The sequence below is a fragment of the Streptomyces sp. SID5469 genome, from assembly GCF_009862865.1.
GTDB classification, from domain to species: domain Bacteria; phylum Actinomycetota; class Actinomycetes; order Streptomycetales; family Streptomycetaceae; genus Streptomyces; species Streptomyces avermitilis.
In genome coordinates this window covers 3,222,384-3,248,613 of the sequence record NZ_WWIN01000001.1, presented here as the reverse complement: position 1 = coordinate 3,248,613, position 26,230 = coordinate 3,222,384, and the positions used below count along the sequence as shown (strand labels likewise).

The 26,230-nt window shown below is 70.4% G+C and carries 25 protein-coding genes and 2 pseudogenes; 25 read left to right on the top strand and 2 right to left on the bottom strand.

Annotation, left to right across the window (positions count from 1 at the left end; translation table 11 throughout):
- Positions 1 to 15: 15 nt before the first annotated feature.
- Positions 16 to 2,471: pseudogene (locus tag GTY58_RS13855) on the top strand ([protein-PII] uridylyltransferase).
- A 140-nt stretch (positions 2,472 to 2,611) separates the two neighbouring features.
- On the top strand, positions 2,612 to 4,162 hold the full coding sequence (ffh, locus tag GTY58_RS13850; protein WP_010984082.1) for a signal recognition particle protein: 1,551 nt from the start codon (positions 2,612 to 2,614) through the stop codon (positions 4,160 to 4,162).
- 85 nt (positions 4,163 to 4,247) lie between these two features.
- Here ffh and GTY58_RS13845 read toward each other — a convergent pair whose 3' ends face one another.
- The gene (locus GTY58_RS13845) at positions 4,248 to 5,111 is read right to left on the bottom strand and encodes a methyltransferase type 11 (RefSeq protein WP_010984081.1); all 864 of its coding nucleotides are present in this window, start codon (positions 5,109 to 5,111) and stop codon (positions 4,248 to 4,250) included.
- Positions 5,112 to 5,343: 232 nt separating this feature from the next.
- Between GTY58_RS13845 and proS the strand changes: the two genes are divergently transcribed.
- From proS to GTY58_RS13755, 18 genes and pseudogenes are all read left to right on the top strand, one after another.
- Entirely contained in the window at positions 5,344 to 6,759 is a 1,416-nt protein-coding gene (proS, locus tag GTY58_RS13840) for a proline--tRNA ligase (protein ID WP_010984080.1), read from the top strand.
- Between the two features lie 261 nt (positions 6,760 to 7,020).
- Positions 7,021 to 7,617, top strand: a complete 597-nt coding sequence (locus tag GTY58_RS13835; protein WP_010984079.1) for a hypothetical protein — start codon at positions 7,021 to 7,023, stop codon at positions 7,615 to 7,617.
- 282 nt (positions 7,618 to 7,899) lie between these two features.
- Entirely contained in the window at positions 7,900 to 8,328 is a 429-nt protein-coding gene (rpsP, locus tag GTY58_RS13830; protein WP_010984078.1) for a 30S ribosomal protein S16, read from the top strand.
- 2 nt (positions 8,329 to 8,330) lie between these two features.
- Entirely contained in the window at positions 8,331 to 8,570 is a 240-nt protein-coding gene (locus GTY58_RS13825; RefSeq protein WP_005479813.1) for an RNA-binding protein, read from the top strand.
- A 108-nt stretch (positions 8,571 to 8,678) separates the two neighbouring features.
- Positions 8,679 to 9,239, top strand: a complete 561-nt coding sequence (rimM, locus tag GTY58_RS13820; protein WP_010984077.1) for a ribosome maturation factor RimM — start codon at positions 8,679 to 8,681, stop codon at positions 9,237 to 9,239.
- Positions 9,239 to 10,087 carry a tRNA (guanosine(37)-N1)-methyltransferase TrmD gene (gene trmD, locus GTY58_RS13815; protein WP_010984076.1) on the top strand — a complete coding sequence of 283 codons (849 nt, stop codon included), beginning with the start codon at positions 9,239 to 9,241 and terminating at the stop codon, positions 10,085 to 10,087. Before rimM ends, trmD begins: the two co-directional genes overlap by 1 nt.
- Before the next feature lie 135 nt (positions 10,088 to 10,222).
- Positions 10,223 to 10,573 (top strand): 50S ribosomal protein L19, encoded by a 351-nt coding sequence (gene rplS, locus GTY58_RS13810; RefSeq protein WP_010984075.1) that lies wholly within the window; start codon positions 10,223 to 10,225, stop codon positions 10,571 to 10,573.
- A 45-nt stretch (positions 10,574 to 10,618) separates the two neighbouring features.
- A complete protein-coding gene (lepB, locus tag GTY58_RS13805) occupies positions 10,619 to 11,335 on the top strand; it encodes a signal peptidase I (protein WP_010984074.1) in 717 nt (238 codons plus the stop codon).
- Positions 11,328 to 12,410 carry a signal peptidase I gene (lepB, locus tag GTY58_RS13800; RefSeq protein ID WP_010984073.1) on the top strand — a complete coding sequence of 361 codons (1,083 nt, stop codon included), beginning with the start codon at positions 11,328 to 11,330 and terminating at the stop codon, positions 12,408 to 12,410. Before lepB (GTY58_RS13805) ends, lepB (GTY58_RS13800) begins: the two co-directional genes overlap by 8 nt.
- Positions 12,295 to 13,257 (top strand): signal peptidase I, encoded by a 963-nt coding sequence (gene lepB / locus GTY58_RS13795; protein ID WP_107083033.1) that lies wholly within the window; start codon positions 12,295 to 12,297, stop codon positions 13,255 to 13,257. The genes lepB (GTY58_RS13800) and lepB (GTY58_RS13795) overlap by 116 nt, the downstream gene beginning before the upstream one ends.
- A gap of 79 nt (positions 13,258 to 13,336) precedes the next feature.
- A complete protein-coding gene (lepB, locus tag GTY58_RS13790) occupies positions 13,337 to 14,080 on the top strand; it encodes a signal peptidase I (RefSeq protein ID WP_010984071.1) in 744 nt (247 codons plus the stop codon).
- A 103-nt stretch (positions 14,081 to 14,183) separates the two neighbouring features.
- Positions 14,184 to 14,659 (top strand): annotated as a pseudogene (locus GTY58_RS13785) (NUDIX hydrolase).
- A 55-nt stretch (positions 14,660 to 14,714) separates the two neighbouring features.
- Positions 14,715 to 15,023 (top strand): DUF2469 domain-containing protein, encoded by a 309-nt coding sequence (locus GTY58_RS13780; protein WP_003965949.1) that lies wholly within the window; start codon positions 14,715 to 14,717, stop codon positions 15,021 to 15,023.
- Between the two features lie 107 nt (positions 15,024 to 15,130).
- Entirely contained in the window at positions 15,131 to 15,577 is a 447-nt protein-coding gene (locus tag GTY58_RS13775; protein WP_048894316.1) for a YraN family protein, read from the top strand.
- Positions 15,577 to 17,202 carry a YifB family Mg chelatase-like AAA ATPase gene (locus GTY58_RS13770; protein ID WP_010984068.1) on the top strand — a complete coding sequence of 542 codons (1,626 nt, stop codon included), beginning with the start codon at positions 15,577 to 15,579 and terminating at the stop codon, positions 17,200 to 17,202. Before GTY58_RS13775 ends, GTY58_RS13770 begins: the two co-directional genes overlap by 1 nt.
- On the top strand, positions 17,199 to 18,344 hold the full coding sequence (gene dprA, locus GTY58_RS13765; protein WP_010984067.1) for a DNA-processing protein DprA: 1,146 nt from the start codon (positions 17,199 to 17,201) through the stop codon (positions 18,342 to 18,344). The genes GTY58_RS13770 and dprA overlap by 4 nt, the downstream gene beginning before the upstream one ends.
- Before the next feature lie 272 nt (positions 18,345 to 18,616).
- Complete coding sequence (gene whiG, locus GTY58_RS13760) at positions 18,617 to 19,459, top strand: RNA polymerase sigma factor WhiG (RefSeq protein WP_010984066.1); 843 nt, start codon at positions 18,617 to 18,619, stop codon at positions 19,457 to 19,459.
- A 186-nt stretch (positions 19,460 to 19,645) separates the two neighbouring features.
- Positions 19,646 to 20,203, top strand: a complete 558-nt coding sequence (locus GTY58_RS13755; protein WP_037649722.1) for a TetR/AcrR family transcriptional regulator — start codon at positions 19,646 to 19,648, stop codon at positions 20,201 to 20,203.
- A 114-nt stretch (positions 20,204 to 20,317) separates the two neighbouring features.
- On the opposite strand, the gene GTY58_RS13750 is transcribed toward GTY58_RS13755, so the two are convergent.
- Positions 20,318 to 20,998, bottom strand: a complete 681-nt coding sequence (locus GTY58_RS13750) for a M23 family metallopeptidase (protein ID WP_237528783.1) — start codon at positions 20,996 to 20,998, stop codon at positions 20,318 to 20,320.
- 280 nt (positions 20,999 to 21,278) lie between these two features.
- Between GTY58_RS13750 and rpsB the strand changes: the two genes are divergently transcribed.
- The 5 genes from rpsB (at position 21,279) to GTY58_RS13725 (ending at position 25,986) form a co-directional block, all read left to right on the top strand.
- A complete protein-coding gene (gene rpsB / locus GTY58_RS13745; RefSeq protein ID WP_010984063.1) occupies positions 21,279 to 22,205 on the top strand; it encodes a 30S ribosomal protein S2 in 927 nt (308 codons plus the stop codon).
- A gap of 96 nt (positions 22,206 to 22,301) precedes the next feature.
- The gene (gene tsf / locus GTY58_RS13740) at positions 22,302 to 23,138 is read left to right on the top strand and encodes a translation elongation factor Ts (RefSeq protein WP_010984062.1); all 837 of its coding nucleotides are present in this window, start codon (positions 22,302 to 22,304) and stop codon (positions 23,136 to 23,138) included.
- Between the two features lie 200 nt (positions 23,139 to 23,338).
- Positions 23,339 to 24,097, top strand: coding sequence for a UMP kinase (gene pyrH, locus GTY58_RS13735; RefSeq protein WP_010984061.1), 759 nt, complete (start codon positions 23,339 to 23,341; stop codon positions 24,095 to 24,097).
- 153 nt (positions 24,098 to 24,250) lie between these two features.
- Positions 24,251 to 24,808 carry a ribosome recycling factor gene (gene frr / locus GTY58_RS13730; RefSeq protein WP_010984060.1) on the top strand — a complete coding sequence of 186 codons (558 nt, stop codon included), beginning with the start codon at positions 24,251 to 24,253 and terminating at the stop codon, positions 24,806 to 24,808.
- Entirely contained in the window at positions 24,808 to 25,986 is a 1,179-nt protein-coding gene (locus GTY58_RS13725) for a phosphatidate cytidylyltransferase (protein WP_010984059.1), read from the top strand. The genes frr and GTY58_RS13725 overlap by 1 nt, the downstream gene beginning before the upstream one ends.
- The last annotated feature ends 244 nt before the right edge of the window (positions 25,987 to 26,230 follow it).

The window sequence follows — 26,230 nt, the reverse complement described above, 5'->3', positions numbered from 1 at the left end:
AACAGGAGTCGTTGGGTGACGAGTACGGACGTACGTACGGATGCAGAGGACTCGGGACCCAGCGGCTACGCGGCGGCCCGGCTGCGCCTCCTCCAGAGGGGGCGCGGTCCGGGCCGCCGCGCCGTGCTGCCCTCGCCGAACTGACCGACGACTGGCTGACCGGCCTGTTCGACGCGGGCGGCGCGGGACCGCGGGGCGTGTCACTGGTCGCGGTCGGCGGCTACGGCCGCGGCGAACTGTCCCCACGCAGCGACCTCGACCTGCTCCTGCTCCACGACGGCGGTGACCAGGGCGCGGTCGCCGCCCTCGCCGACCGCATCTGGTACCCGGTCTGGGACCTCGGTCTCGCCCTCGACCACTCCGTCCGTACGCCCGCCGAAGCACGCAAGACCGCGGGTGAGGACCTCAAGGTGCAACTCGGCCTCCTCGACGCCCGGCACCTCGCGGGCGACCTCGCCCTGACCGCCGGGCTGCGCACCGCCGTCCTCGCGGACTGGCGCAACCAGGCACCGAAACGTCTCCCGGAACTCCAGGAGCTGTGCGCCGAACGGGCCGAGCGGCAGGGCGAGTTGCAGTACCTGCTGGAGCCCGACCTCAAGGAGGCCAGGGGCGGCCTCAGGGACGCCACCGCGCTGCGTGCGGTCGCCGCGTCCTGGCTGGCGGACGCCCCGCGCGAGGGCCTCACGGACGCCCGCCGCCGGCTCCTCGACGTACGTGACGCCCTCCACCTCACCACCGGCCGCGCCACCGACAGGCTCGCGTTGCAGGAGCAGGACCAGGTCGCCGCCGAACTCGGCCTGCTCGACGCCGACACCCTCCTTCGCCAGGTGTACGAGGCCGCCCGCGTCGTCTCGTACGCGAGCGATGTGACCTGGCGCGAAGTGGGGCGCGTACTGCGGTCGCGCGCCGTACGGCCGCGTCTGCGCGCCATGCTCGGCGGCGGAAAGCCGGTCGCCGAGCGCTCACCGCTCGCGGAGGGCGTCGTCGAGCAGGACGGCGAGGTCGTCCTCGCCCGCACCGCACGCCCCGACCGCGACCCGGTACTGCCGCTGCGCGCCGCCGCGGCGGCCGCCCAGTCCGGGCTGCCGCTCTCCCTGCACGCGGTCCGGCGCATGGCCGCCGCCGCGCGCCCCCTGCCCACCCCGTGGCCCGCGGAGGCCCGCGAGCAGCTGGTGACGCTGCTCGGCTCCGGCCCCTCGACCATCGAGGTCTGGGAGGCGCTGGAGGCGGAGGGCCTGATCACCCGCCTGCTGCCCGACTGGGAACGGGTCCGCTGTCGCCCCCAGCGCAACGCCGTGCACATCTGGACCGTCGACCGGCACCTCATCGAGACGGCCGTCCGCGCCTCCGAACTGGCCCGCCGCGTCGGCCGCCCCGACCTCCTCCTGGTGTCCGCCCTGCTGCACGACATCGGCAAGGGCTGGCCCGGCGACCACTCCGTCGCCGGCGAGATCATCGCGCGGGACGTGGCGGCCCGGATCGGCTTCGACCGCGAGGACATCGCCGTCCTCGCCACCCTCGTACGCCACCATCTGCTGCTCGTCGAGACGGCGACCCGGCGTGACCTGGAGGACCCGGCGACCGTGCGCGCGGTCGCCGAGGTGGTCGGTTCCCAGAGCACCCTCGAGCTGCTGCACGCGCTGACCGAGTCCGACGCGCTGGCCACCGGGCCCGCCGCCTGGTCGTCGTGGCGGGGTTCCCTGGTGGCCGACCTGGTGAAGCGGGTCTCGGCCGTGCTCGCGGGCGACGCCCCCGAGGAGCCGGAGGCCGCCGCGCCCACCGCCGAGCAGGAACGTCTCGCCGTCGAGGCCTTCCGCACCGGCGGCCCGGTGCTGGCGCTGCGTGCCCAGACCGAACCGGGGGCCACCGAGGCCGACAACGCGGTCCCGGACGACCCGGAGCCCCTGGGCGTGGAGCTGCTCATCGCGGTGCCGGACCAGTCGGGCGTACTGCCGGCGGTCGCCGGGGTGCTCGCGATGCACCGGCTCACGGTCCGTACGGCGGAACTGCGGGCGCTGCCGCTGCCGGACGGGGTCGAGGGCTCCGTACTGCTGCTGAACTGGCGGGTGGCGGCGGAGTACGGCTCCCTGCCGCAGGCCGCCCGGCTGCGTGCCGACCTCGTCCGCGCCCTCGACGGCTCCCTGGACATCGCGGCCCGTCTCGCCGAGCGGGACGCCGCCTATCCGCGACGCCGCGGTGTCGTGGCGCCCCCGCCGCATGTGACCGTCGCCTCGGCGGCCTCCCACCTGGCCACGGTCATCGAGGTCCGCGCCCACGACGCCCCCGGCCTGCTGCACCGCATCGGGCGGGCGCTGGAGAAGTCGGGCGTACGGGTGCGCAGCATGCACGTGTCGACGCTGGGCGCGAACGCCGTGGACGCCTTCTATGTCACCGGTACGAGGGGCGGGCCCCTGCCGGGCGAGGAGGCGGCGACGGTGGCGCGGGCGCTGGAGGAGACATTGCGCACTTAGCGCCGGCCGGACCGGGGGCGCCCTCCGCCGTGTACGGCGTCCCCGGTTTCGTACGCACGCGGTGGAGACCCGACCGCACGCGGCCAGATACCCTGGAGGGCGACCCAGACTGCCCCCGACTCCGAGGACCGACGAGCGCCGTGTTCGATACTCTCTCCGATCGCCTCTCAGCCACTTTCAAGAACCTGCGGGGCAAGGGACGGTTGTCCGAGGCGGACATCGACGCCACGGCCCGCGAGATCCGTATCGCGCTCCTCGAGGCGGACGTGGCCCTGCCGGTCGTCCGGACCTTCATCAAGAACGTCAAGGAGCGCGCCCTCGGCTCCGAGGTCTCCAAGGCGCTGAACCCGGCCCAGCAGGTCCTGAAGATCGTGAACGAGGAACTCGTCACGATCCTCGGCGGCGAGACGCGACGCCTCAGGTTCGCCAAGAACCCGCCCACCGTGATCATGCTCGCGGGTCTGCAGGGTGCCGGTAAGACCACGCTCGCCGGAAAGCTCGGCAAGCACCTCAAGGACCAGGGCCACTCCCCGATCCTCGTCGCCGCCGACCTCCAGCGCCCGAACGCGGTCAACCAGCTCAGCGTCGTCGCCGAGCGCGCCGGCGTCGCGGTCTACGCGCCCGAGCCGGGCAACGGCGTGGGTGACCCGGTCAAGGTCGCCAAGGACTCCATCGAGTTCGCGAAGACCAAGGTCCACGACATCGTGATCGTGGACACCGCGGGCCGCCTCGGCATCGACCAGGAACTGATGCAGCAGGCCGCGGACATCCGTGACGCGGTCTCGCCGGACGAGATCCTCTTCGTCGTCGACGCGATGATCGGTCAGGACGCGGTCAACACCGCGGAGGCCTTCCGTGACGGTGTCGGTTTCGACGGCGTGGTCCTGTCGAAGCTCGACGGCGACGCCCGCGGTGGCGCCGCCCTGTCGATCGCCTCGGTCACCGGCAAGCCGATCATGTTCGCGTCGAACGGCGAGAAGCTCGACGACTTCGACGCCTTCCACCCGGACCGGATGGCCTCCCGCATCCTCGACATGGGTGACCTGCTCACCCTGATCGAGCAGGCGGAGAAGACGTTCAGCCAAGAAGAGGCCGAGAAGATGGCCTCGAAGCTGGCGTCCAAGAAGGGCCAGGACTTCACGCTCGACGACTTCCTGTCCCAGATGGAGCAGGTCCGGAAGATGGGCAGCATCAGCAAGCTGCTCGGCATGCTGCCCGGCATGGGCCAGATCAAGGACCAGATCAACAACCTCGACGAGCGCGACGTCGACCGCACGGCCGCGATCATCAAGTCGATGACCCCGGCCGAGCGCCAGGAGCCGACGATCATCAACGGCTCGCGCCGCGCCCGTATCGCCAAGGGTTCCGGCGTCGACGTCAGCGCGGTCAAGGGCCTGGTCGAGCGGTTCTTCGAGGCCCGCAAGATGATGTCCCGCATGGCCCAGGGCGGCGGTATGCCGGGTATGCCCGGGATGCCGGGCATGGGTGGCGGCCCCGGCCGGCAGAAGAAGAAGCAGAAGCAGGCCAAGGGCAAGCAGCGCTCGGGCAACCCGATGAAGCGCAGGCAGCAGGAGCTGGAGGAGGCCGCCCGCAAGGAGGCCGCGGACCAGGGCGGCAACGCGTTCGGCCTGCCCCAGCAGGGCGGCCAGGACTTCGAGCTGCCGGACGAGTTCAAGAAGTTCATGGGCTGACGCCCGAGCAGGTGGTGTACGGCGCTGGGGCGCCCCTCTCCGGAGGGGCGCCCCAGCGCGTTCCCGCGGGTACGGGGGTATCTGATCACTGGGGCGTGCGGGCGATCAGATAGCGGAAGACGTTCGGCATCCACACGGTCCCGTCCTGCCGCACATGCGGATGCAGTGCCTCCGTCACTTCCTTGTCCACCTGCTCCTGGCCGGTCGCCGTGATCGCCGGGTCGAACAGCCCCGTGGACAGCAGCCCCCGTACCGCGTTGTTCACATCGGCGTACCCGAAGGGGCACGCCACCCGTCCCGACCCGTCCGGCCTGAGGCCGGCCCGCTGGGCGATCTCCTCGAGGTCGTCGCGGAGCGCGGGGCGCCAACTGCGCGCACCGCGCAGCGGATCGGCCAGCCGGGTGGCGACGCGCAGCACCGAGGAGGTGGCGCACCGTTCCGGCGGCCCCCATCCGGCGAGCACCACGGGCGTCCCGCGCCCGGCGAGCGGTGTCGCGGCGGCGAGGAGTTCGCCGAGCCTTTCGGCGTCCCCGGTCGCGCAGCCGATCGGCTCGAAGGCGGTCACCAGGTTGTACCCGGGTTCCCCGGGAGCGGCGGCCGCGTCCTCGGGGGTGCCGTCGACGATGCGCGGGTCCGTACGCGCGCGTGTGCCCCGCGACTCGGGCAGCAGCCGTTCGCGCGCGAGGGCCAGCCGCTCGGGCACCCGCGTGTCGACACCGGTGACCGCGGCACCCCGGGACGCCGCCGTCAGCAGGGCCAGACCGGAACCGCAGCCGAGCCCGAGCAGCCGGGTGCCGGGGCCCACCTCGAGCCGCTCGTGGACGGCCTCGTAGAGCGGCACCAGCATCCGCTCCTGGATCTCGGCCCAGTCACGCGCGCGTGCACACGGGTCCACACGGGGCGCGGGCCCCGCGTGAGGTAGGTGCTGCCGCACGAGCGTAGGTGTCATCGAAAGCGCCCCAATCCGCCGAGAGTTGCCCCTGTGCCCCGATTCCATGGCCCCCGTGCAGTGCGCTCGCACTCCCCCCGTATGCCAGGAAACTCCGCGCCCGTCGTGGCGTCCAGGGGTTGCGGCCCACTCCTTGTGCGCCGTCTGCGCGCGCCCAGGGCACGCGCCGGAGGGGCACGTGCGGGTGACAATTGATGCCCGGCGCGGGAGGGCCTGCCCGTACCATCGCGCCATGGCAAAGGCACCCGTTCTCACGCCCCGGGCGGACGACTTCCCGCGCTGGTACCAGGATCTGATCAACAAGGCCGAACTGGCGGACAACGGGCCGGTGCGCGGCACCATGGTCATCCGACCGTACGGGTACGGGCTGTGGGAGCGGATGCAGCAGGAGATGGACGCCCGCATCAAGGAGACGGGCACCCAGAACGCGTACTTCCCGCTGCTGATTCCGCAGTCGTACCTCACCAAGGAGGCCGACCATGTGGAGGGCTTCGCGCCCGAGCTCGCCGTGGTCACGCACGGCGGCGGCAAGGAGCTGGAGGAGCCCGCGGTCGTCCGTCCCACCTCCGAGATGATCATCAACGACTACTTCTCGAAGTGGGTACAGAGCTACCGCGACCTGCCGCTGCTGATCAACCAGTGGGCGAACGTGGTGCGTTGGGAGCTGCGCCCCCGTCTGTTCCTGCGGACGACCGAGTTCCTGTGGCAGGAGGGGCACACGGCGCACGCCACGTACGAGGAGGCGCGCGACTTCGCGGCCCACATCCACCGGCACGTCTACGCGGACTTCATGGAGAACGTCCTTGCGATGGACGTCGTCCTCGGCCGCAAGACCGCCAAGGAGCGCTTCGCCGGTGCCGTCAACACCCTCACGCTCGAAGGCATGATGGGCGACGGCAAGGCCCTCCAGATGGGCACCAGCCACGAGCTGGGCCAGAACTTCGCCAGGGCGTTCCACACCCAGTACCTGTCGAAGGAGGGCAAGCAGGAACTCGTCTGGCAGACCTCCTGGGGGTCCACCACGCGCATGATCGGCGCACTGGTGATGATGCACGGCGATGACAACGGCCTGCGGGTGCCGCCTCGCCTGGCCCAGACCCAGGTCGTCGTCCTCGCGATCAAGGGCGACGAAGCGGTTCTGGCCAAGGTCCGCGAGACCGGCGACCGGCTGAAGGCGGCGGGCCTGCGCGTCCAGGTGGACGACCGCACCGACGTCCCCTTCGGGCGCCGCGCCGTCGACTGGGAGCTGAAGGGCGTGCCCGTACGCGTCGAGGTCGGCCCCCGTGACCTGGAGAACGGCACCGCGATGGTGGCGCGCCGTATCCCCGGCGGCAAGGAGCCGGTGGCGCTGGACGCGCTGGCCGCGCTGCTGCCCACGGCCCTCGAGGAGGACCAGGCGCTCCTTCTGAGGCAGGCGCGCGAGCGCCGCGCATCCCGTACGTCGGACGTGTCGACGATCGAGGAGGCCGTCGAGGCGGCCGCCGGCGGCGGCTGGGCGCGCATTCCGTGGGCGACCCTCGGCGAGAGGGGCGAGGCCGAGCTGGCCGAGCACGCTGCGTCCGTACGGTGTCTGGTCGCCGAGGACGGGTCGGTGCCGGGCGCCGACGACGCACCCGGTAACGTCGCCGTCGTCGCGCGCGCTTACTGAGGTACGTCGCTCCGTCGGCGAGAGCGGCCGAAACGCCCCTTGCGCATCTGATGACCGCAGGTACCCCGGCGCGCGGACCTGGTCTACGCGCCGGGGCGTACGTGCGACTACGCACCACCTTGGTACGAGCTGTGCGGCTTCTCCGCAGATCAGCGCACCCGCCCTCGTCAGGACGCATCAGCGGCAACTGACGGGTACGTGCAAATTATTTGGGATGGCCCGGAATAGGAACACAGGGGCACTCCGGCTCGTTGTCACGACGTGAGCACGACACCACCTGTTCTCGCCGCAGAGCTGGCACAGGCGTGGGCCGACATTCAGCGGTACCACCCCGAGCTGCCCGATCTTGCCGCGCCGGAGTCCCTGATCGGAGAGTCGTCGTCCGCCTGCGGACACGAACTCTCTTTCGAGCGACTGCTTCATGAAGCAGTCCACGGCATCGCCGCCGCGCGTGGAGTCCGAGACACCTCGCGCGCCGGCCGATACCACAACCGCAGATTTCTCGCGATCGCCGAGGAGCTGGGCCTGGACCACCCGGAGGAGCCGCATCCCAGCAGTGGCTTCTCCCTGGTCACGCTCAACCCCGAGGCGAAGCGGCGCTACCGCCCGACCATCGAGCGGCTGCAGCGCGCCCTCAAGGCCCACACGGCCGCGACCGCCGCCGACACGGCCCGCAGCTTCCGCGGCCCGGCCGCCCGGCACGGCTCCTCCGGAGGAGGCGTCCGCGTCAAGGCGGTCTGCGACTGCGGCCGCAATGTGCGCGTCGTCCCGTCGGTCCTCGCGCAGGCGCCGATCGTGTGCGGGGGGTGCGGCAAGCCGTTCCGGATCCCCGAGGTGGTGGGCGCGGCGGCAAGCTGAGGAGACGGCTGCTCGTGGCAGCCGTACCCAGCGGCACGTGTGGGCCCCCGGGGTGCGCAGGCGACGCCCGGCATCAGGAGCCGGGCGTCGATGACGCATGCCCGGCGTCCCCACCCGGCTGGAGCGACCCGCAGGGTGTGGCACAATGGCTAGCTGTACTCGACAGCCGCATAGGACCCCTCTCTCCTCCGGCTGACGCGTCCATCGGGCACTCGGGTACCGCAACCCCACGCGGCCATCTCGCCGTGCCCAACCACGTCAAGACCAGGAGACACCACTTCCGTGGCAGTCAAGATCAAGCTGAAGCGTCTGGGCAAGATCCGTTCGCCTCACTACCGCATCGTCGTCGCCGACTCCCGTACCCGCCGTGATGGCCGGGCCATCGAGGAGATCGGTCTGTACCACCCGGTGCAGAACCCCTCCCGCATGGAGGTCGACGCCGAGCGCGTCGCCTACTGGCTGGGTGTCGGCGCACAGCCGACCGAGCCCGTCCTCGCGATCCTGAAGAAGACCGGCGACTGGCAGAAGTTCAAGGGCGAGCCCGCCCCGGCTCCGCTGCTCGTGGCCGCGCCGAAGGCCACGCGCCCGTCGTTCGACGCCCTTGGTGGCGACGACGCGGGCAAGGGTGAGGCCATCACCCAGAAGAAGAAGGCTGAGAAGAAGGACGAAGCTGCCGCTGAGTCCTCTTCGTCTGAGTCGACCGAGGCCTGAGCATGCTCGAGGAGGCTCTCGAGCACCTCGTGAAGGGCATCGTCGACAACCCTGACGATGTGCAGGTCGCCTCGCGCGACCTGCGTCGTGGGCGCGTCCTCGAGGTCCGGGTCCACCCCGACGACCTCGGCAAGGTGATCGGCCGCAACGGCCGCACCGCGCGTGCCCTGCGCACCGTCGTGGGCGCCATCGGCGGTCGCGGCGTCCGGGTCGACCTCGTCGACGTGGATCACGTCCGCTGATGTAAACGCAGCACCGGCTCGGGCCGGGGAGGGCCACTGGGCCGTCCCCGGCCCGTAGTCGTACGAGCCGCCTTCGGCTCGCAGTCGTTCGACAGGAGAGCAAGCACAGTGCAGCTGGTAGTCGCACGGATCGGCCGTGCCCACGGCATCAAGGGCGAGGTCACCGTCGAAGTACGTACCGACGAGCCCGAGCTCAGGCTGGGGCCCGGAGCCGTTCTGGCCACGGACCCGGCCTCCGTCGGACCGCTGACCATCGAGACCGGCCGCGTGCACAGCGGCCGCCTCCTGCTGCGTTTCGAGGGCGTACGTGACCGCAACGGCGCCGAGGCGCTGCGCAACACCCTGCTGATCGCCGAGGTCGACCCGGACGAGGTGCCGGAGGACCCCGACGAGTACTACGACCACCAGCTGATGGACCTGGACGTCGTCACGAAGGACGGGACGGAGGTCGGGCGCATCACCGAGATCTCGCACCTGCCCTCGCAGGACCTCTTCGTGGTGGAGCGGTCCGACGGCAGCGAGGTGTACATCCCGTTCGTCGAGGAGATCGTGGTCGAGATCGACCTGGAGGAGCAGCGGGCGGTCATCGACCCGCCGCCGGGCCTGATCGACGACCGGGCCGAAGTGGATTCCTCCGATACCGAGGCCGCCACGGAGGCAGACGCCTGATGCGGCACGGCACCCTTCGGGTCGATGTGGTCACGATCTTTCCCGAGTACCTCGAACCCCTGAACGTCTCCCTTGTCGGCAAGGCACGCGCGCGTGGACAGCTGAACGTGCACGTGCATGATCTTCGGGAGTGGACGTACGACCGCCACAACACGGTCGACGACACTCCGTACGGCGGCGGCCCGGGCATGGTCATGAAGACGGAGCCCTGGGGCGACGCCCTGGACTCCGTGCTCGCCGACGGCTACGAGACGGACGCCCACGGCCCCGCTCTGATCGTCCCGACGCCCAGCGGCCGCCCCTTCACCCAGGAACTCGCCGTCGAGCTCTCCGAGCGCCCCTGGCTGGTCTTCACCCCCGCGCGCTACGAGGGCATCGACCGCCGCGTCATCGACGAGTACGCGACCCGGATGCCCGTCTACGAGGTCTCCATCGGCGACTACGTGCTCGCCGGCGGCGAGGCGGCCGTACTCGTGATCACGGAGGCTGTCGCCCGGCTGCTGCCCGGCGTCCTCGGCAACGCCGAGTCGCACCGGGACGACTCCTTCGCACCCGGCGCCATGGCCAACCTCCTGGAGGGGCCCGTCTACACCAAGCCCCCGGCGTGGCGCGACCGGGAGATCCCCGAGGTGCTGCTCAGCGGCCACCACGGCAGGATCGCCCGCTGGCGCCGCGACGAGGCCCTGAAGCGCACGACCGCCAACCGGCCCGACCTCATCGAGCGCTGCGACCCCTCGGCGTTCGACAAGAAGGACCGCGAAATGCTCTCGATCCTGGGCTGGTTCCCGGATCCCGACGGAGTGCCGCACGGCCGATTTTGGCGCAGGCCAGAGGCCATGGAAGAATAGGCCGCTGCTGTACGTCGTCCGGCGCGCGCCCCTGCCACGGGGGGACACGACGCCCGCCCCGATACGGGCAGCACCTCTTCTGGAACATCTATCTCCCGTTGATGACCTGTGGCATCAGCGAAGAAAGCAGACGAAATGTCTCACCTGCTCGACTCCGTCGACTCCGCGTCGCTGCGCAGCGACCTCCCGGCCTTCCGCCCGGGTGACACCGTCAACGTCCACGTGCGCGTCATCGAGGGCAACCGCTCCCGTGTGCAGCAGTTCAAGGGCGTAGTCATCCGTCGCCAGGGTGCCGGTGTCCGCGAGACCTTCACGGTCCGCAAGGTCTCGTTCTCCGTCGGCGTCGAGCGCACCTTCCCGGTGCACACCCCGATCGTCGAGAAGATCGAGCTCGTCACCCGCGGTGACGTGCGTCGCGCCAAGCTCTACTACCTGCGTGAGCTGCGCGGCAAGGCCGCGAAGATCAAGGAGAAGCGCGAGAGCTGATCTCGCGCGGAGGTTCACATGGGGGCCGGATAGCATCTGGCCCCGATGGACACCGAAGCACAGCACACGGAGCGCGACCGCTCCTCCAGCCCTTTCGAATCCGAGGAGATCTCGGACACACAGGGGCCGGAGGGCCGGTCGCGTTTCGCGTTGGTGTCCCGGGTCGCCGACTGGCTCCCGGGCGGGCGGATCACCCTCACCCTGCTGAGCTGCCTGCTGTTTCTCCTGGCGCTCAGCAACTTCGTGATGCAGCCGTTCCAGATCCCCAGCAGTTCCATGGAGGGCGCATTGAGGATTGGGGACCGCGTTCTCGTAAATAAGTTGGCGTACCGTTTCGGTTCGAAGCCGCAGCGCGGTGACGTCGTCGTCTTCGACGGCACCGGCTATTTCGGGGACGCCGACTACGTCAAGCGCGTTGTCGGTGTAGGGGGAGACCATGTGGTCTGCTGCGACAGGGAGGGGAGGCTCAAGGTGAACGGCCGGCCGGTCGACGAGTCGTCGTTTCTGTATCCAGGAGACAGCCCGTCCGATGTCGACTTCGACGTCGTCGTTCCCGACGGCACGCTCTTCGTCCTCGGCGACCACCGCAGCGACTCCCGCGACTCCCGCGACCACCTGGGCTCTCCGGGCGGCGGCATGATCCCCGTCGGTGAAGTCGTCGGCCGGGCCGACTGGATCGTCTGGCCCGCCGGCCACGGGACGCACCTTCGACGCCCCGGCGCCTACGCGCGCGTGCCCGCCGTGGACGGTGCCCATGGGTAACCGAGGCAAACCCCGCGGTGTGTCGAGCAGCGCCGCCGAGAACCTGCTGCCCACCGGAGCGCGCCGCGCCTCCGGCGGTGCCGTGCGGCCGGGACGCGCCGAGCGGCGCAAGCTGCAACGCAAGGTCAAGCGGCGCAGAAGGCGCTCGGCGGTCAAGGAGATACCTCTCCTCGTGGGTGTCGCCGTCCTCATAGCCCTGGTCCTGAAGACGTTCCTCCTCCAGGCCTTCGTGATCCCCTCGGGCTCCATGGAGAACACGATCCAGATCGGCGACCGGGTCCTCGTCGACAAGTTCACGCCGTGGTTCGGCTCCAAGCCGCAGCGCGGTGACGTGGTCGTCTTCAAGGACCCCGGGAACTGGCTCGCGGGCGAGAAGACCACCAAGAAGAACGACCCCGTCGTCGTCAAGCAGGTCAAGGAGGGTCTCGTCGCCATCGGCCTGCTGCCCTCCGACAACGACAAGGACCTCATCAAGCGGGTCGTCGCCGTCGGCGGTGACACCGTCAAGTGCTGTGACGCCCAAGGGCGCGTGACCGTCAACGGCATGCCGCTCAGCGAGCCGTACATTCACCCGGGAAACAAACCTTCGGCGTTCGACTTCTCGGTGACCGTGCCGCAGGGGCGTCTGTGGGTCATGGGCGACCACCGGGCCAACTCGGCCGACTCCCGCTACCACCGCACCGAGCAGTACGGCGGTACTGTCTCCGAGGACTCCGTCGTGGGCCGCGCCATGGTCATCGCCTGGCCCCTGGGCCACTGGACGCGCCTGAAGGAACCGGATACGTACGCGTCCGTGCCGGGCGGCGTGACCACCGCTCTCGGCCCGTCGCATAGGGTGGCCTCCGCGGATCGATATGGATTGATCCCCCTCCCGAGCCCTGCGGAACTCCCGCTCGTTATGGGAGTGGTGGGCCTGCGCCGACTACGGCGCGGGCGGCGGCACGGAGTGAGGAGTGGATGTGGGGGATTTGGCGGTCGGCGCACGATCCGGACACGATGGCCCCGAAGATCGGCCGGAGCGGCACGACGGGACGGTACCCCCGGCAGTGGAAGACGCCGCGACCTCCGCGAGTGACTCCGGAGACGGAGACGGCGGCGGTACCCGGGAGAGCGGCGAGCAGGGCGGTCAGCCCAAGAAGCAGCGCTCCTTCTGGAAGGAACTCCCGCTCCTCATCGGTATCGCGCTGATCCTGGCGCTGCTGATCAAGACCTTCCTGGTACAGGCGTTCTCGATTCCCTCGGACTCGATGCAGAACACCCTCCAGCAGGGCGACCGTGTCCTCGTCGACAAGCTGACCCCCTGGTTCGGCTCGGAGCCCGAGCGCGGCGAGGTCGTCGTCTTCCACGACCCCGCCAACTGGCTGGCGGGCGAGCCGACGGCCACCCCGAACCCCCTGCAGCGGGTCCTCGGCTGGATCGGCCTGATGCCGTCGTCGAACGAGAAGGACCTCATCAAGCGGGTCATCGGCGTCGCGGGCGACACCGTCGAGTGCAAGGGCACCGGCCCCCTGAAGGTCAACGGTCACGCGCTGAACGACACCTTCGTCTATGCCGGGAACACCCCGTGCAGCGTGGACGACCAGGGCGGTCAGTTCAAGGTGAAGGTACCCAAGGGCAAAATCTGGGTCATGGGTGACCACCGGCAGAACTCCCTGGACTCCCGCTACCACCAGCAGGACAAGAACCACGGCTTCGTGCCCGTGGACAACGTCATCGGCCGCGCCATCGTGATCGCCTGGCCGCCCACCCGCTGGAACACGCTGCCGATTCCGGACGCCTTCGACCAGAACCTCAGCGCGGCAGCCCCCGGCGCCCTCGGGCTCGCGGGAGCGGTGCCGCTGGTCCTGTGGCGCAGGCACCGTCTCGCCGGCGGTCCTACCGGCGGAAACCCGAGGGTTTCTAGCGACGGTACCGCCGGGTAGGGTGCCGTCCCAGATCGCCGATCTTCCGCGGCCCGGCACCGGGCCGCGGGATCGATTCTCCGACCTGGGGAGCACGGGAATGAGCAGGACCGGTCGTACGGACGAGGGCCACGGACGGCTCGGCAGCACGCTGTCGGGACTGGCCGTGGCCCTCGGCTGTGTGCTCTTCCTCGGCGGGTTCGCCTGGGGAGCGGTCGTCTACCGGCCGTACACGGTGCCGACCCCATCGATGTCGCCCACCATCGTGGCCGGCGACCGGGTCCTTGCCCAGCGGGTCGACGGAGGCGACATCAAGCGTGGTGACGTCGTCGTCTTCAAGCAGAAGAGCTGGGGCGACATGCTCATGGTCAAGCGGGTCGTGGCTGTCGGCGGCGACACGGTCGGCTGCTGCACCGGCGGCAAGCTGACCGTCAACGGCAAGCAGATCCAGGAGCCGTATCTGCCCAAGGGCCAGGCCGCGGAGGTCCGGACGATCCCCACGGTCACGGTCCCCAAGGACCGGCTGTTCCTGCTCGGCGACGAGCGCAGCGGCTCCCTGGACTCCACGGCCCACCTCACCGAGGCCTTCGACGGCACGGTGGCGCGCAGCGGGGTGAAGGCCCGGGTGGACGCCGTGGTGTGGCCCATGAACGGCATGCTGGAGCGCCCTACGGGCTTCGAGGCCCTGGGAAGCCTGTCCTCTCCCGGCCCGCTGCGGCTGGTCGTCGCCGCGATCGTCGGGGGGGCGGTGCTGGTCCTGGGCGGTGCGGCGTACGGCCCGATCGCGAATCGGGCGCGCCGCAGGCGCAGCGGGGCGCGGATGGAGCCCGCCGGTGCCCGCTGAGGCTTCGTCGCACGACGCGTACGAGTCCTACGCGCCCTACGCGTCGTACGAGTCCGGCGCGGGCGCCGCGGGTGAGGGGGTCGAGGACTCGTACAAGGGCGGCCTGCGCAAGGTGGCCCGCGTGGTCCTTCTCGACCCGCAGGAGCGCATCCTGCTGCTGCACGGGCACGAGCCGGACGATCCGGCGGACAACTGGTGGTTCACGCCCGGTGGCGGCCTGGAGGGCGACGAATCGCGCGAGGAGGCCGCCCTGCGGGAACTCGCCGAGGAGACCGGCATCACCGATGTCGAGCTGGGTCCGGTGCTGTGGCGGCGCAGGTGCTCGTTCCCGTTCGCCGGGCGCCGCTGGGACCAGGACGAGTGGTACTACCTGGCCCGTACGACCCAGACGGCCACGGCGGCCGCGGGCCTGACGGAACTGGAACGGCGCAGTGTCGCCGGAGCGCGTTGGTGGACGTGCCAGGAACTGACCGAGGCACATGAGACGGTGTATCCGACCAGGTCGCCGAGCTGCTGAGCAGGCTGCTCGACGACGGTCCCCCCGCCAGGCCCGAGACCCTCGACACCGAAATCGTCTAGGGGTTCGCGGGGCTGGCGCACAATAGGGGGACGCACGGCTGAAGGGGAACATGCCATGAGCGCCGAGGACCTCGAAAAGTACGAGACCGAGATGGAGCTGAAGCTCTACCGGGAGTACCGCGATGTCGTCGGTCTGTTCAAATACGTGATCGAGACCGAGCGGCGCTTCTACCTCACCAACGACTACGAGATGCAGGTGCACTCGGTCCAGGGCGAGGTGTTCTTCGAGGTGTCCATGGCGGACGCCTGGGTGTGGGACATGTACCGGCCTGCTCGCTTCGTGAAGCAGGTGCGCGTACTCACGTTCAAGGACGTGAACATTGAGGAGCTGAACAAGAGCGACCTGGAGCTGCCGGGCGGCTGAGTCTCACTCGTGTGGGTGGCGGGGTTGTCCACAACCACCGCGTTGTCCACCAAGATCCACAAAGGGCTCGGTACGGGCTCAGTGTTGGCGCCGGAGGTGGTGCCGACATGAGCACACGCAAGGCACAGCACGGCGCGCGGCAGGACACGGAGTACGGCGCGCGGCAGGGCACCGAGCAAGGCGCACGGCGGAGCGCGCAACGCGGCGCACTCGGCAGGTACGGCGAGTCGCTGGCCGCACGGCGGCTGACCGAGTCCGGGATGACGGTCCTGGAGCGCAACTGGCGCGGCGGCAGGACCGGCGAGATCGACATCGTGGCCCGCGACGGCGACGCGCTGGTCGTGTGCGAGGTCAAGACCCGCCGGGCAGGCCTCTTCGAACACCCGATGGCGGCGATCACACCGGCGAAGGCGGAGCGTCTGCGCGGTCTCGCCGAGCGCTGGGTCCAGGAACACGGAGGCGCTCCGCCCGGGGGCGTCCGTATCGACCTGGTCGGCATCCTCCTGCCGGACCGCGGCGCACCCGTCGTGGAGCATGTGCGGGGGGTGGCGTGATGGGATTCGCCCGTACGTGTTCGGTGGCACTGGTCGGCGTCGAGGGCGTGGTGGTCGAGGTCCAGGCGGGCCTGGAGCCCGGGGTCGCGGCGTTCACGCTGGTGGGGCTGCCGGACAAGAGCCTGACGGAGAGCAAGGACCGGGTCAGGTCGGCGGTGGTCAACTCCGGCGGCGAGTGGCCCCAGAAGAAGCTGACGGTGGGTCTGAGCCCGGCATCCGTGCCGAAGGGCGGCTCGGGGTTCGATCTTGCCGTCGCGTGCGCCGTGCTGGGTGCCGCCGAGCGCATCGACCCGCGTGTGCTGGCCGACATCGTCATGATCGGCGAGCTCGGGCTCGACGGGAGGGTGCGGCCGGTCAGGGGCGTCCTGCCGGCGGTCCTGGCCGCAGCGGACGCGGGGTACGAACAGGTGGTGGTGCCGGAGTGCGCCGCGGCCGAGGCCTCGCTGGTCCCCGGCGTGTCCGTGCTCGGTGTACGCAGCCTCCGGCAGCTGGTCGCCGTGCTCACGGATGAGCCGTTCCCCGAAGAGGACCCCGACGAGCAGGGGCGGCCGGATCCGCTGCTGGCGGGCCTGCGCATGCCCGGTACCGGCGCGGCCACCGGCATCCACAGCGTGGGCGCCGCGCCTCTCGACCTCGGCCATGACCTCGCCGACGTGGTCGGGCAGCTCTCGGCGCGTACGGCGGTGGAGGTGGCCGCCGCCGGCGGTCACCATCTGTTCCTCGAAGGGCCGCCGGGAGCCGGCAAGACGATGCTCGCCGAGCGGCTGCCCACGGTCCTGCCACGGCTCGGCCGGGACGAGTCGCTGGAGGTCACCGCGGTGCATTCGGTCGCGGGGCTGCTGCCTGGGGGCAAACCTCTGGTGGACGCCGCTCCCTACTGCGCCCCGCACCACTCGGCCACGATGCAGGCACTGGTCGGCGGTGGCCAGGGCGTCGCCCGGCCGGGCGCGGTGTCGCTGGCTCATCGAGGGGTGCTCTTCCTCGACGAGGCGCCGGAGTTCAGCGGCCAGGCTCTCGACGCGCTGCGGCAGCCCCTGGAGTCAGGGCATGTGGTGATCGCACGCAGTGCGGGCGTGGTGCGGTTCCCGGCCAGGTTCCTGATGGTGCTCGCGGCCAACCCGTGCCCCTGTGGGCGATTGTCGCAACGGGACACCCTGTGCGAATGCCCGCCCGCGACGATCCGCCGCTACCAGGCCAGGCTCTCGGGACCGTTGCTCGACCGGGTCGACCTGAGGGTCGAGGTGGAGCCGGTCACGCGGGCCGAGCTGACGGTGCGCGGGGCCCGGGGCGAGTCGACGCGGGCGGTGGCCGACCGGGTGCGAGCCGCCCGTGAGCGCTCCGCGACGCGGTTGACCGGGACACCCTGGCGCACCAACAGCGAAGTGCCCGGACGGGAGCTGCGCAGCCACTGGCAGGCCGTGCCGGGAGCCATGGAGGAGGCGGAGCGGGGACTGGAGCGGGGCGTGCTGAGCGCCCGCGGCCTGGACCGGGTGCTCCGCGTGGCGTGGACGGTCGCGGATCTGTCCGGGCACGACAGGCCCGACGCCGGGGATGTGGCCCTGGCCCTGCAGTTGCGCACCGGGGTGCCCCGGGGCGTGCCCATGATGATCGGCGCGTCGGCATGACGGACGACGAACGGCTCGCCCGTGTCGCCCTCACGCGGATCATCGAGCCCGGTGACGAGATCGGCGGCCGATGGCTGCGGGAGTACGGCGCCGTGGCGGTTGCCCGGCGGCTGGTGGAGGGAGGCGAGCCGTTTCCCCGGGTGTCGGCCAAGCGCTGGGCGGGGCTGAGAGGACGGGCCGCCCAGGCCAGGCCGGAGCGGGACCTGGCCGAGGCCCGGCAGGCCGGGGCCCGCTTTGTCTGCCCGGGCGATGCGGAGTGGCCGGCACAGCTCGACGACCTCGCGGACGCCCGCCCCACCGGGCTCTGGGTGCGTGGCCGGCCGAGCCTGCGGATGTGGGCCCTGCGGTCCGTCGCGGTCGTCGGCGCGCGAGCCTGTACCGAGTACGGCGCCCACATGGCGGCCGCCCTCGGCGCGGGACTCGCCGAGCGCGGATGGGTGGTGGTGTCGGGCGGCGCATACGGCGTGGACGGTGCCGCGCACCGGGGTGCGCTCGGGGCCGGCGGGGCCACCGTCGCCGTACTCGCCTGCGGAGTCGACCAGCCCTATCCACGCGGACACACCGAGTTGATCACCAGGATCGCGGAACAGGGTCTGGTCGTGGGGGAGTTGCCGCCCGGCGACCATCCGACGCCGAGCAGGTTCATCCTCCGCAACAGGGTCATCGCCGCGCTCACCCGGGGCACCGTGGTCGTCGAGGCGGCCTACCGCAGCGGCGCGCTGGTCACGGCACGCGCGGCCCAGCGGCTCGGGCGGTTCACCATGGGGGTGCCGGGGCCGGTGACCAGCGGGCTCTCCGCCGGGGTGCACGAGTTGCTGCGCGGCGACGCCGTCCTGGTCTCCGATGCCGCGGAGGTGGCCGAACTGGTGGGTGACATGGGCGAGCTGGCCCCCGACCGGCGAGGCCCCGTCCTGCCGCGCGACCTGCTGGAGCCGGGCGCCGCCCGCGTCCTGGCCGCGCTGCCGGGCCACGGGACCGCGACGCCGGACGAGATCGCTCGCGGAGCGGGCACGACGGGTGACGACGCGGTCGGGAGACTGTACGAACTCCGATCACTTGGTTTCGTCGAACGACACGGCGATCGCTGGAAGTTGACACGCCAGGCGCTGATCTCGGTCTCCCAAGATCGCGGCCGATGCTGACCGAGCGTGTACGGCCGTCCGGGCGACTCCCCGACACCCTTGGCAATTCCCTTAGTTGGCCACCGTCGGCGGTCACGCAGGGCAATGGGCGGGACCCCGGGCGGCGCTCGGCGGAGCGGGCTCGCGCGGGGGTGATCCCTCGCCCTTCGCGCACTGCGACACTTCAGTCACGCTACGCTCACATGAATTCCGAATCAGGCAGGCATCTCGACATCAGACCGACAGGTCACCCAGGCATCCCCAGTTCACGGCAGAACGGCACAAGGCGACGAATGCCCCAGCACACCTCCGGGTCCGACCGGGCGGCGATTCCCCCAGCCGCCCGCGACGGCGGCAGCGTGCGCCCGCCCGCTCCCTCGACGCTCGACGAGCTGTGGCGGTCGTACAAGGCGACGGGGGACGAACGGCTGCGGGAGCAGCTGATCCTGCACTACTCACCGCTGGTGAAGTACGTGGCCGGCCGGGTGAGCGTCGGTCTGCCGCCCAATGTGGAGCAGGCGGATTTCGTCTCCTCCGGGGTGTTCGGACTGATCGACGCGATCGAGAAGTTCGACATCGGGCGGGAGATCAAGTTCGAGACGTACGCGATCACCCGGATCCGGGGCGCGATGATCGATGAACTGCGGGCGCTCGACTGGATCCCTCGCTCGGTGCGGCAGAAGGCGCGGAACGTGGAGCGGGCGTACGCGACGCTGGAGGCGCGGCTGCGGCGGACCCCGACGGAGGGGGAGGTGGCCACCGAGATGGGCATCGCGGTGGACGAACTCCACTCCGTGTTCAGCCAGTTGTCGCTGGCGAACGTGGTGGCCCTGGAGGAGCTGCTGCATGTCGGGGGCGAGGGCGGCGACCGGCTGAGCCTGATGGACACGCTGGAGGACACCGCCGCCGACAACCCGGTGGAGGTGGCCGAGGACCGGGAGCTGCGGCGGTTCCTGGCAAGGGCGATCAACACGCTGCCCGACCGGGAGAAGACCGTGGTCACGCTCTACTACTACGAAGGGCTCACGCTCGCCGAGATCGGCAATGTGCTGGGGGTGACGGAGAGCCGGGTGAGCCAGATCCACACGAAGTCCGTGCTCCAGCTCAGGGCCAAACTGGCGAGCTTCGGTCGCTGACGGGGGTGTGCGGCCGGGTGAGGCCTGCGCGTCATCCGGGCGGGGGAGAGGTCCGGAGCTGCTGAATCGTCCCTGCCGCCGAGCAGAGCCGCATCGGGGCCGCATCGGAGTGTGTGGCCGGAGTGGCTCCCCTCCGCGGCGGTCCGTCCGTAAAGTGGACGCGTGCCAAGGATTCGAGCGGCCTCCGTGGCCGAGCACCGGTCGATGCAGCGAGCCGCCCTGCTGGACGCGGCTCGGTCCCTGCTGTCCGAGGGCGGGACGGAGGCGCTGACCTTCCCGGCCCTCGCGGAGCGCACGGGGCTCGCGCGCTCCTCCGTGTATGAGTACTTCCGGTCGCGGGCGGCCGTCGTCGAGGAACTGTGCGCGGTCGACTTCCCCGTCTGGGCGGCGGAGGTCTCGGCGGCGATGGACCGGGCGGACACCCCGGAGGCCAAGGTCGAGGCGTATGTCCGGCAGCAGCTGGCCCTGGTCGGAGACCGGCGGCACCGGGCCGTGGTCGCCATTTCCGCCGGCGAGCTCGACGCCGGGGCGCGCGAGAAGATCCGTGCGGCCCACGGCGGGCTCGTCGCGATGATCGTGCAGGCGCTGGGGGAGATGGGTCATGCGGAGCCGAGGCTGGCCGCGATGCTCCTCCAGGGCGTGGTCGACGCCGCGGTACGGCGGATCGAGCTGGGGGCCGCCGAGGATCCCGCGGCGATCACCGACGCCGCCGTGGCCATGGCCCTGCGAGGAGTTCGGGGCTGAGGCCGCGGACGAGCGCTGAGACCGCGAGCTGAGCCACGGACGAGGTGTCGTGGGACAGGGCCGCGGATGAGGTGTCGTGGGACAGGGCCGCGGATGAGGTGTCGCGGACTGGGGCTACGCACGAGGCAAGGGCACCCCGAGCACCGGCAGCAGGCGGGACGGGCCTCGGTGCAGCAGCCACGCGGGCAGAAGTGACAGCGGGTTCAGGTAGGTCCGGCCTCTGAGCAGGCCCCAGTGCAGACAGGCCGTCGAGCAGTGGGCGGTCGTCGGCTCCAGCGTGCCCAGGCTCCCGCCCGCCGCCACCTCGTCGCCCTTCTCCACGGACGGGCGTACGGGTTCGTACGTCGTGCGCAGGGGCGGCTCGCCCGTTCCCGTCAGCTCGACGGAGACGACTCCCCGCCCGGCGACCCGGCCCGCGAACGAGACCCGGCCGGCCGCGACGGACCGCACCGGAGTGCCGGGGGCCGCCGCCAGGTCCACGCCACGGTGACCCCGGCCGTACGCCGTAGCCGGAGGCTCCCAGCCGCGTACCACCAACGGGCGTACACCCACGGGCCACGCGCGGCCGATCGCCGGAACCGCGCCATCGGCCTCCGGTGGCGCGGGCGCGCCACCCCCTGGAGGAGCGCCCGTCCCCGGCGGCGCGCCCGCCGCCCGCGACACCTCCGGCCCCGGGGAGGCACCCGTTCGCCGCGCGGTCATGTCCCCGCTTGCCCACGCCGTGCTGCCCAGGACGGTCACCGTCAGGACCAGCAGCAACCCCGGCCACGTACGCACAGATCGTTTCGCTCGCATGCGAGAACGGTCCCGCATCCACGTCGACCATGGCCGGGATCTGTGGAGTACTCGCCGGTTGTGGACAGCGGCGTCACCCGGCACCTCGCGGGTCCCGTACACTTCTTGTGGCGATCCGGGTCACCGGGTCGACTTCGCACGCCCCGACAACGGCCTCCCGTCGAGAGACGAAAGCCGAAGTCAGCGCCTCTCGGTCCTTAGTGGCAAGGCGCACGCGGGCGTCAGGCGCGAGTGCCGTCCGGCACACGCGGCACAACCGAGAAACTCAAGGAGAACGGCCATGGCCGTCGTCACGATGCGGGAGCTGCTGGAAAGCGGCGTCCACTTCGGTCACCAGACCCGTCGCTGGAACCCGAAGATGAAGCGCTTCATCTTCACCGAGCGCAACGGCATCTACATCATCGACCTGCTCCAGTCGCTGTCGTACATCGACCGCGCCTACGAGTTCGTCAAGGAGACCGTCGCCCACGGCGGCACGGTCATGTTCGTCGGCACGAAGAAGCAGGCGCAGGAGGCCATCGCGGAGCAGGCCACCCGCGTCGGCATGCCCTACGTCAACCAGCGCTGGCTGGGCGGCATGCTCACCAACTTCTCGACCGTCTACAAGCGTCTGCAGCGCCTCAAGGAGCTCGAGCAGATCGACTTCGAGGACGTCGCCGCTTCCGGTCTGACCAAGAAGGAGCTTCTCGTGCTCTCGCGCGAGAAGGCCAAGCTGGAGAAGACCCTCGGTGGTATCCGCGAGATGCAGAAGGTGCCCAGCGCCGTCTGGATCGTGGACACCAAGAAGGAGCACATCGCGGTCGGCGAGGCCCGGAAGCTCAACATCCCGGTCGTCGCCATCCTCGACACCAACTGCGACCCCGACGAGGTCGACTACAAGATCCCGGGCAACGACGACGCGATCCGCTCCGTCACCCTGCTCACCCGCGTGATCGCCGACGCCGTCGCCGAGGGCCTCATCGCCCGCTCCGGCGCCGGCAAGGCCGAGGGTGACAAGGCCGCGGGCGAGCCGCTCGCCGCGTGGGAGCGCGACCTGCTCGAGGGCGAGAAGAAGGCCGACGAGGCTGAGGCTCCGGCCGCCGCCGAGGCCGAGAAGCCGGCCGAGGCCGCTGCTGAGGCGCCGGCCGCCGAGGCCCCCGCTGCCGAGGCTCCCGCCGCTGAGGCCCCCGCTGCCGAGGCCCCGGCCGCGGACGCCGAGCAGGCCTGACCCCCTCACCCCTTCGGGTTGTGAACGGCGGGGGCCCACAAAGCCCCCGCCGTTCGGCCCGTAGATCTTCAGACTTCGAGAGAGATTCCAGGAATCATGGCGAACTACACCGCCGCCGACGTCAAGAAGCTCCGTGAGCTCACCGGCGCCGGCATGATGGACTGCAAGAAGGCGCTGGACGAGGCCGAGGGCAACGTCGAGAAGGCCGTCGAGGCGCTGCGCATCAAGGGCCAGAAGGGCGTCGCCAAGCGCGAGGGCCGCTCCGCCGAGAACGGCGCTGTGGTCTCCGTCATCGCCGACGACAACGCCTCCGGTGTCCTGGTCGAGCTGAAGTGCGAGACGGACTTCGTCGCCAAGGGTGAGAAGTTCCAGGCCGCCGCCAACGCGATCGCCGAGCACGTCGCCAAGACCGCCCCGGCCGACCTCGAGGCGCTGCTCGCCTCCGAGATCGAGCCCGGCAAGACGGTCCAGGCGTTCGTCGACGAGGCCAACGCCAACCTGGGCGAGAAGATCGTCCTGGACCGCTTCGCGGCCTACGCCGACGGTTACGTGTCCGCGTACATGCACCGCACGATGCCCGACCTGCCGCCGCAGATCGGTGTCCTCGTCGAGCTGGACAAGCCGAACGCGGAGATCGCCAAGGGCGTCGCCCAGCACATCGCCGCCTTCGCGCCGAAGTACCTCTCCAAGGAGGACGTCCCGGCCGAGGTCGTCGAGTCCGAGCGCCGCGTCGCCGAGGAGACCACCCGCGCCGAGGGCAAGCCCGAGGCCGCCCTGCCGAAGATCGTCGAGGGTCGCCTCAACGGCTTCTTCAAGGACGCCACGCTGCTTGGCCAGCCGTACGCGCTCGACAACAAGAAGTCCGTCCAGAAGGTTCTGGACGAGGCGGGTGTCACCCTGAAGCGCTTCACGCGCATCAAGGTCGGCATCTGAGTCCGTACCGCGATCGACGCGCGACCCCGCTAGGGTCGACAGCAGTCGACTGCGTCATTCGCGTATGCCACCCCGCACACGCGCGTGGCGGACTACAGCAGATCTGACGAGGAGGCCATTGCCGCGTATGGGATGCGAACGACACCCCATCGGCAATGGCCTTCTTCGTATGTGCGACACGTAAAAGAGGCGAGATCTCCATGACCACCAAGGCCGACAAGAGCGACGACGGCAAAGTACGCGGCCGGTACCTGCTGAAGCTGTCCGGAGAGGCGTTCTCCGGAGGCGGCGGCCTCGGCGTCGACCCGGACGTGGTGCACGCCATCGCCCGTGAGATCGCGGCCGTGGTGCGCGACGGCTCCGAGATCGCCGTCGTCATCGGCGGCGGCAACTTCTTCCGCGGCGCCGAACTCCAGCAGCGCGGCATGGACCGGGCCCGCTCCGACTACATGGGCATGCTCGGCACGGTCATGAACTGCCTCGCTCTCCAGGACTTCCTGGAGAAGGAGGGCATCGACTCGCGCGTGCAGACCGCCATCACCATGGGCCAGGTCGCCGAGCCCTACATCCCGCTGCGCGCCGTGCGTCACCTGGAGAAGGGCCGTGTGGTCATCTTCGGCGCCGGTATGGGCATGCCCTACTTCTCCACCGACACCACCGCCGCCCAGCGTGCTCTGGAGATCGACGCCGAGGCGCTGCTCATGGGCAAGAACGGCGTGGACGGGGTCTACGACTCCGACCCGAAGACCAACCCCGAGGCTGTCAAGTTCGATTCGCTCAGCTACGGCGAGGTCATCACCCGCGACCTGAAGGTCGCCGACATGACCGCGATCACGCTGTGCCGGGACAACAAGCTGCCCATCCTGGTCTTCGAACTTCTGGCGGAGGGCAATATCGCGCGCGCCGTCAAGGGTGAGAAGATCGGCACACTCGTGGGTGACCAGGGCAGCCGGGACTGACCGGGGACCACCCCTCTTTGGGCCATGGACCCTGACCGGGGGATGGACAATGTCCTGCCGGTCCGGAACCGTGCAGGAAGAAGACGCGACGCAGCCGGCCGGGGACCGACAAGGACCGCTGCCGGGCCTACTCAAGACACGCAGGAGCAAGTGGTGATCGAAGAGACCCTCCTCGAGGCCGAGGAGAAGATGGAGAAGGCCGTCGTGGTCGCCAAGGAGGACTTCGCCGCGATCCGCACCGGCCGTGCGCACCCGGCGATGTTCAACAAGATCGTGGCCGACTACTACGGCGCGTTGACGCCGATCAACCAGCTGGCCTCGTTCTCGGTGCCGGAGCCGCGCATGGCCGTGGTGACCCCGTTCGACAAGAGCGCGCTGCGCAACATCGAGCAGGCCATCCGGGACTCCGACCTGGGCGTCAACCCGAGCAACGACGGCAACATCATCCGTGTGGTGTTCCCCGAGCTGACCGAGGAGCGCCGCAAGGACTACATCAAGGTCGCCAAGACCAAGGGTGAGGACGCCAAGGTCTCGATCCGCTCCGTCCGCCGCAAGGCCAAGGACGCCATCGACAAGCTGATCAAGGATGGCGAGGTCGGCGAGGACGAGGGCCGTCGTGCGGAGAAGGAGCTCGACGACACCACCGCGAAGTACGTCGCCCAGGTGGACGAGCTGCTCAAGCACAAGGAAGCGGAGCTGCTCGAGGTCTGATGAACGAATCTTCCTGGGGGGCGCCGCCACAAGCCGGGTACTGGGGGCCGTCCGACCAGGGGCCTGCCCAGGGGGCAGCCCCGGCGGGTCCCACGTACGATGCGCATGACGCGCAGCAGACTCGCCCCATGCCCATCGTGCCCGACGTACCCGCGCATGGCGGAGACCAGGATGACGACCGGGGGGCCGCTCGGCTGAGTGGCCCCTTGTTCCGCGACGACACGCCGCAGACGACGTCCTACGGGTCACAGACGCCGTACGTGACTCAGTCGCCCTATGGGTCCCAGACGCCCCATGGGGCCCAGCCCCAGAAGCCGGAGCCCATGCCCGACGCCCCACAGCCAGCGCCCGCCCCGCAGAAGAAGAGCGCGGGCCGTGACCTGGGTGCGGCCATAGGGGTCGGCGTCGGGCTCGGGGTGGTGATCGTCGCGTCGTTGTTCGTCGTCAAGGCCGTCTTCGTCGGGGTCATAGCGGTCGCCGTGGTGGTGGGCCTTTGGGAGCTCACCTCACGGCTCGAGGAGCGCAAGGGCATCAAGGCGCCCCTCGTACCGCTCGCGGTCGGCGGCGCGGCGATGGTCGTCGCCGGATACGTCCGGGGTGCCGAGGGCGCGTGGGTGGCGATGGCGCTCACCGCGCTCGCCGTCCTGGTCTGGCGCATGACGGAACCACCGGAGGGCTACCTCAGGGACGTCACGGCCGGGGTCTTCGCGGCGTTCTACGTCCCGTTCCTGGCGACGTTCGTCGCGATGATGCTCACGGCCGACGACGGTCCGCGCCGGGTGCTCACGTTCCTGCTGCTCACCGTGGTCAGCGACACGGGCGCGTACGCGATCGGCTGGCGTTTCGGCAAGCACAGGCTCGCCCCGCGCATCAGCCCCGGCAAGACCCGCGAGGGCCTGGTCGGAGCGGTCTCGTTCGCGATGGTGGCGGGCGCGCTGTGCATGGAGTTCCTGATCGACGACGGCAGCTGGTGGCAGGGCCTCGTGCTCGGCTTCGCGGTCGCCGCCAGTGCCACGCTCGGCGACCTCGGCGAGTCCATGATCAAGCGGGATCTGGGCATCAAGGACATGGGCACGCTGCTGCCGGGGCACGGCGGCATCATGGACCGGCTGGACTCGCTGCTGCCGACGGCTCCGGTGGTGTGGTTGTTGCTGGTGATCTTCGTAGGGTCTGGCTGACCTGCGCTTTTTCCGGAGAGGGGCCGGCTGTCCATGGGGCAGCCGGCCCCTTCCCGTATGCCCGGAGGTGCTTTCGTAAACTTCTTGACATGTTCGGGCCAGTAAGTTTTGATGATCAAGCGCCAAATTCGACCACATGACCACGGGTTCGGGCGCGGGGGAAGTCAGCGAATTACCGTTACGGGCCATCTCTGTGAGGTCTGTGGTTTCTGCTGTCCTGAAGAGCCCGTGGTGGACAATTCAA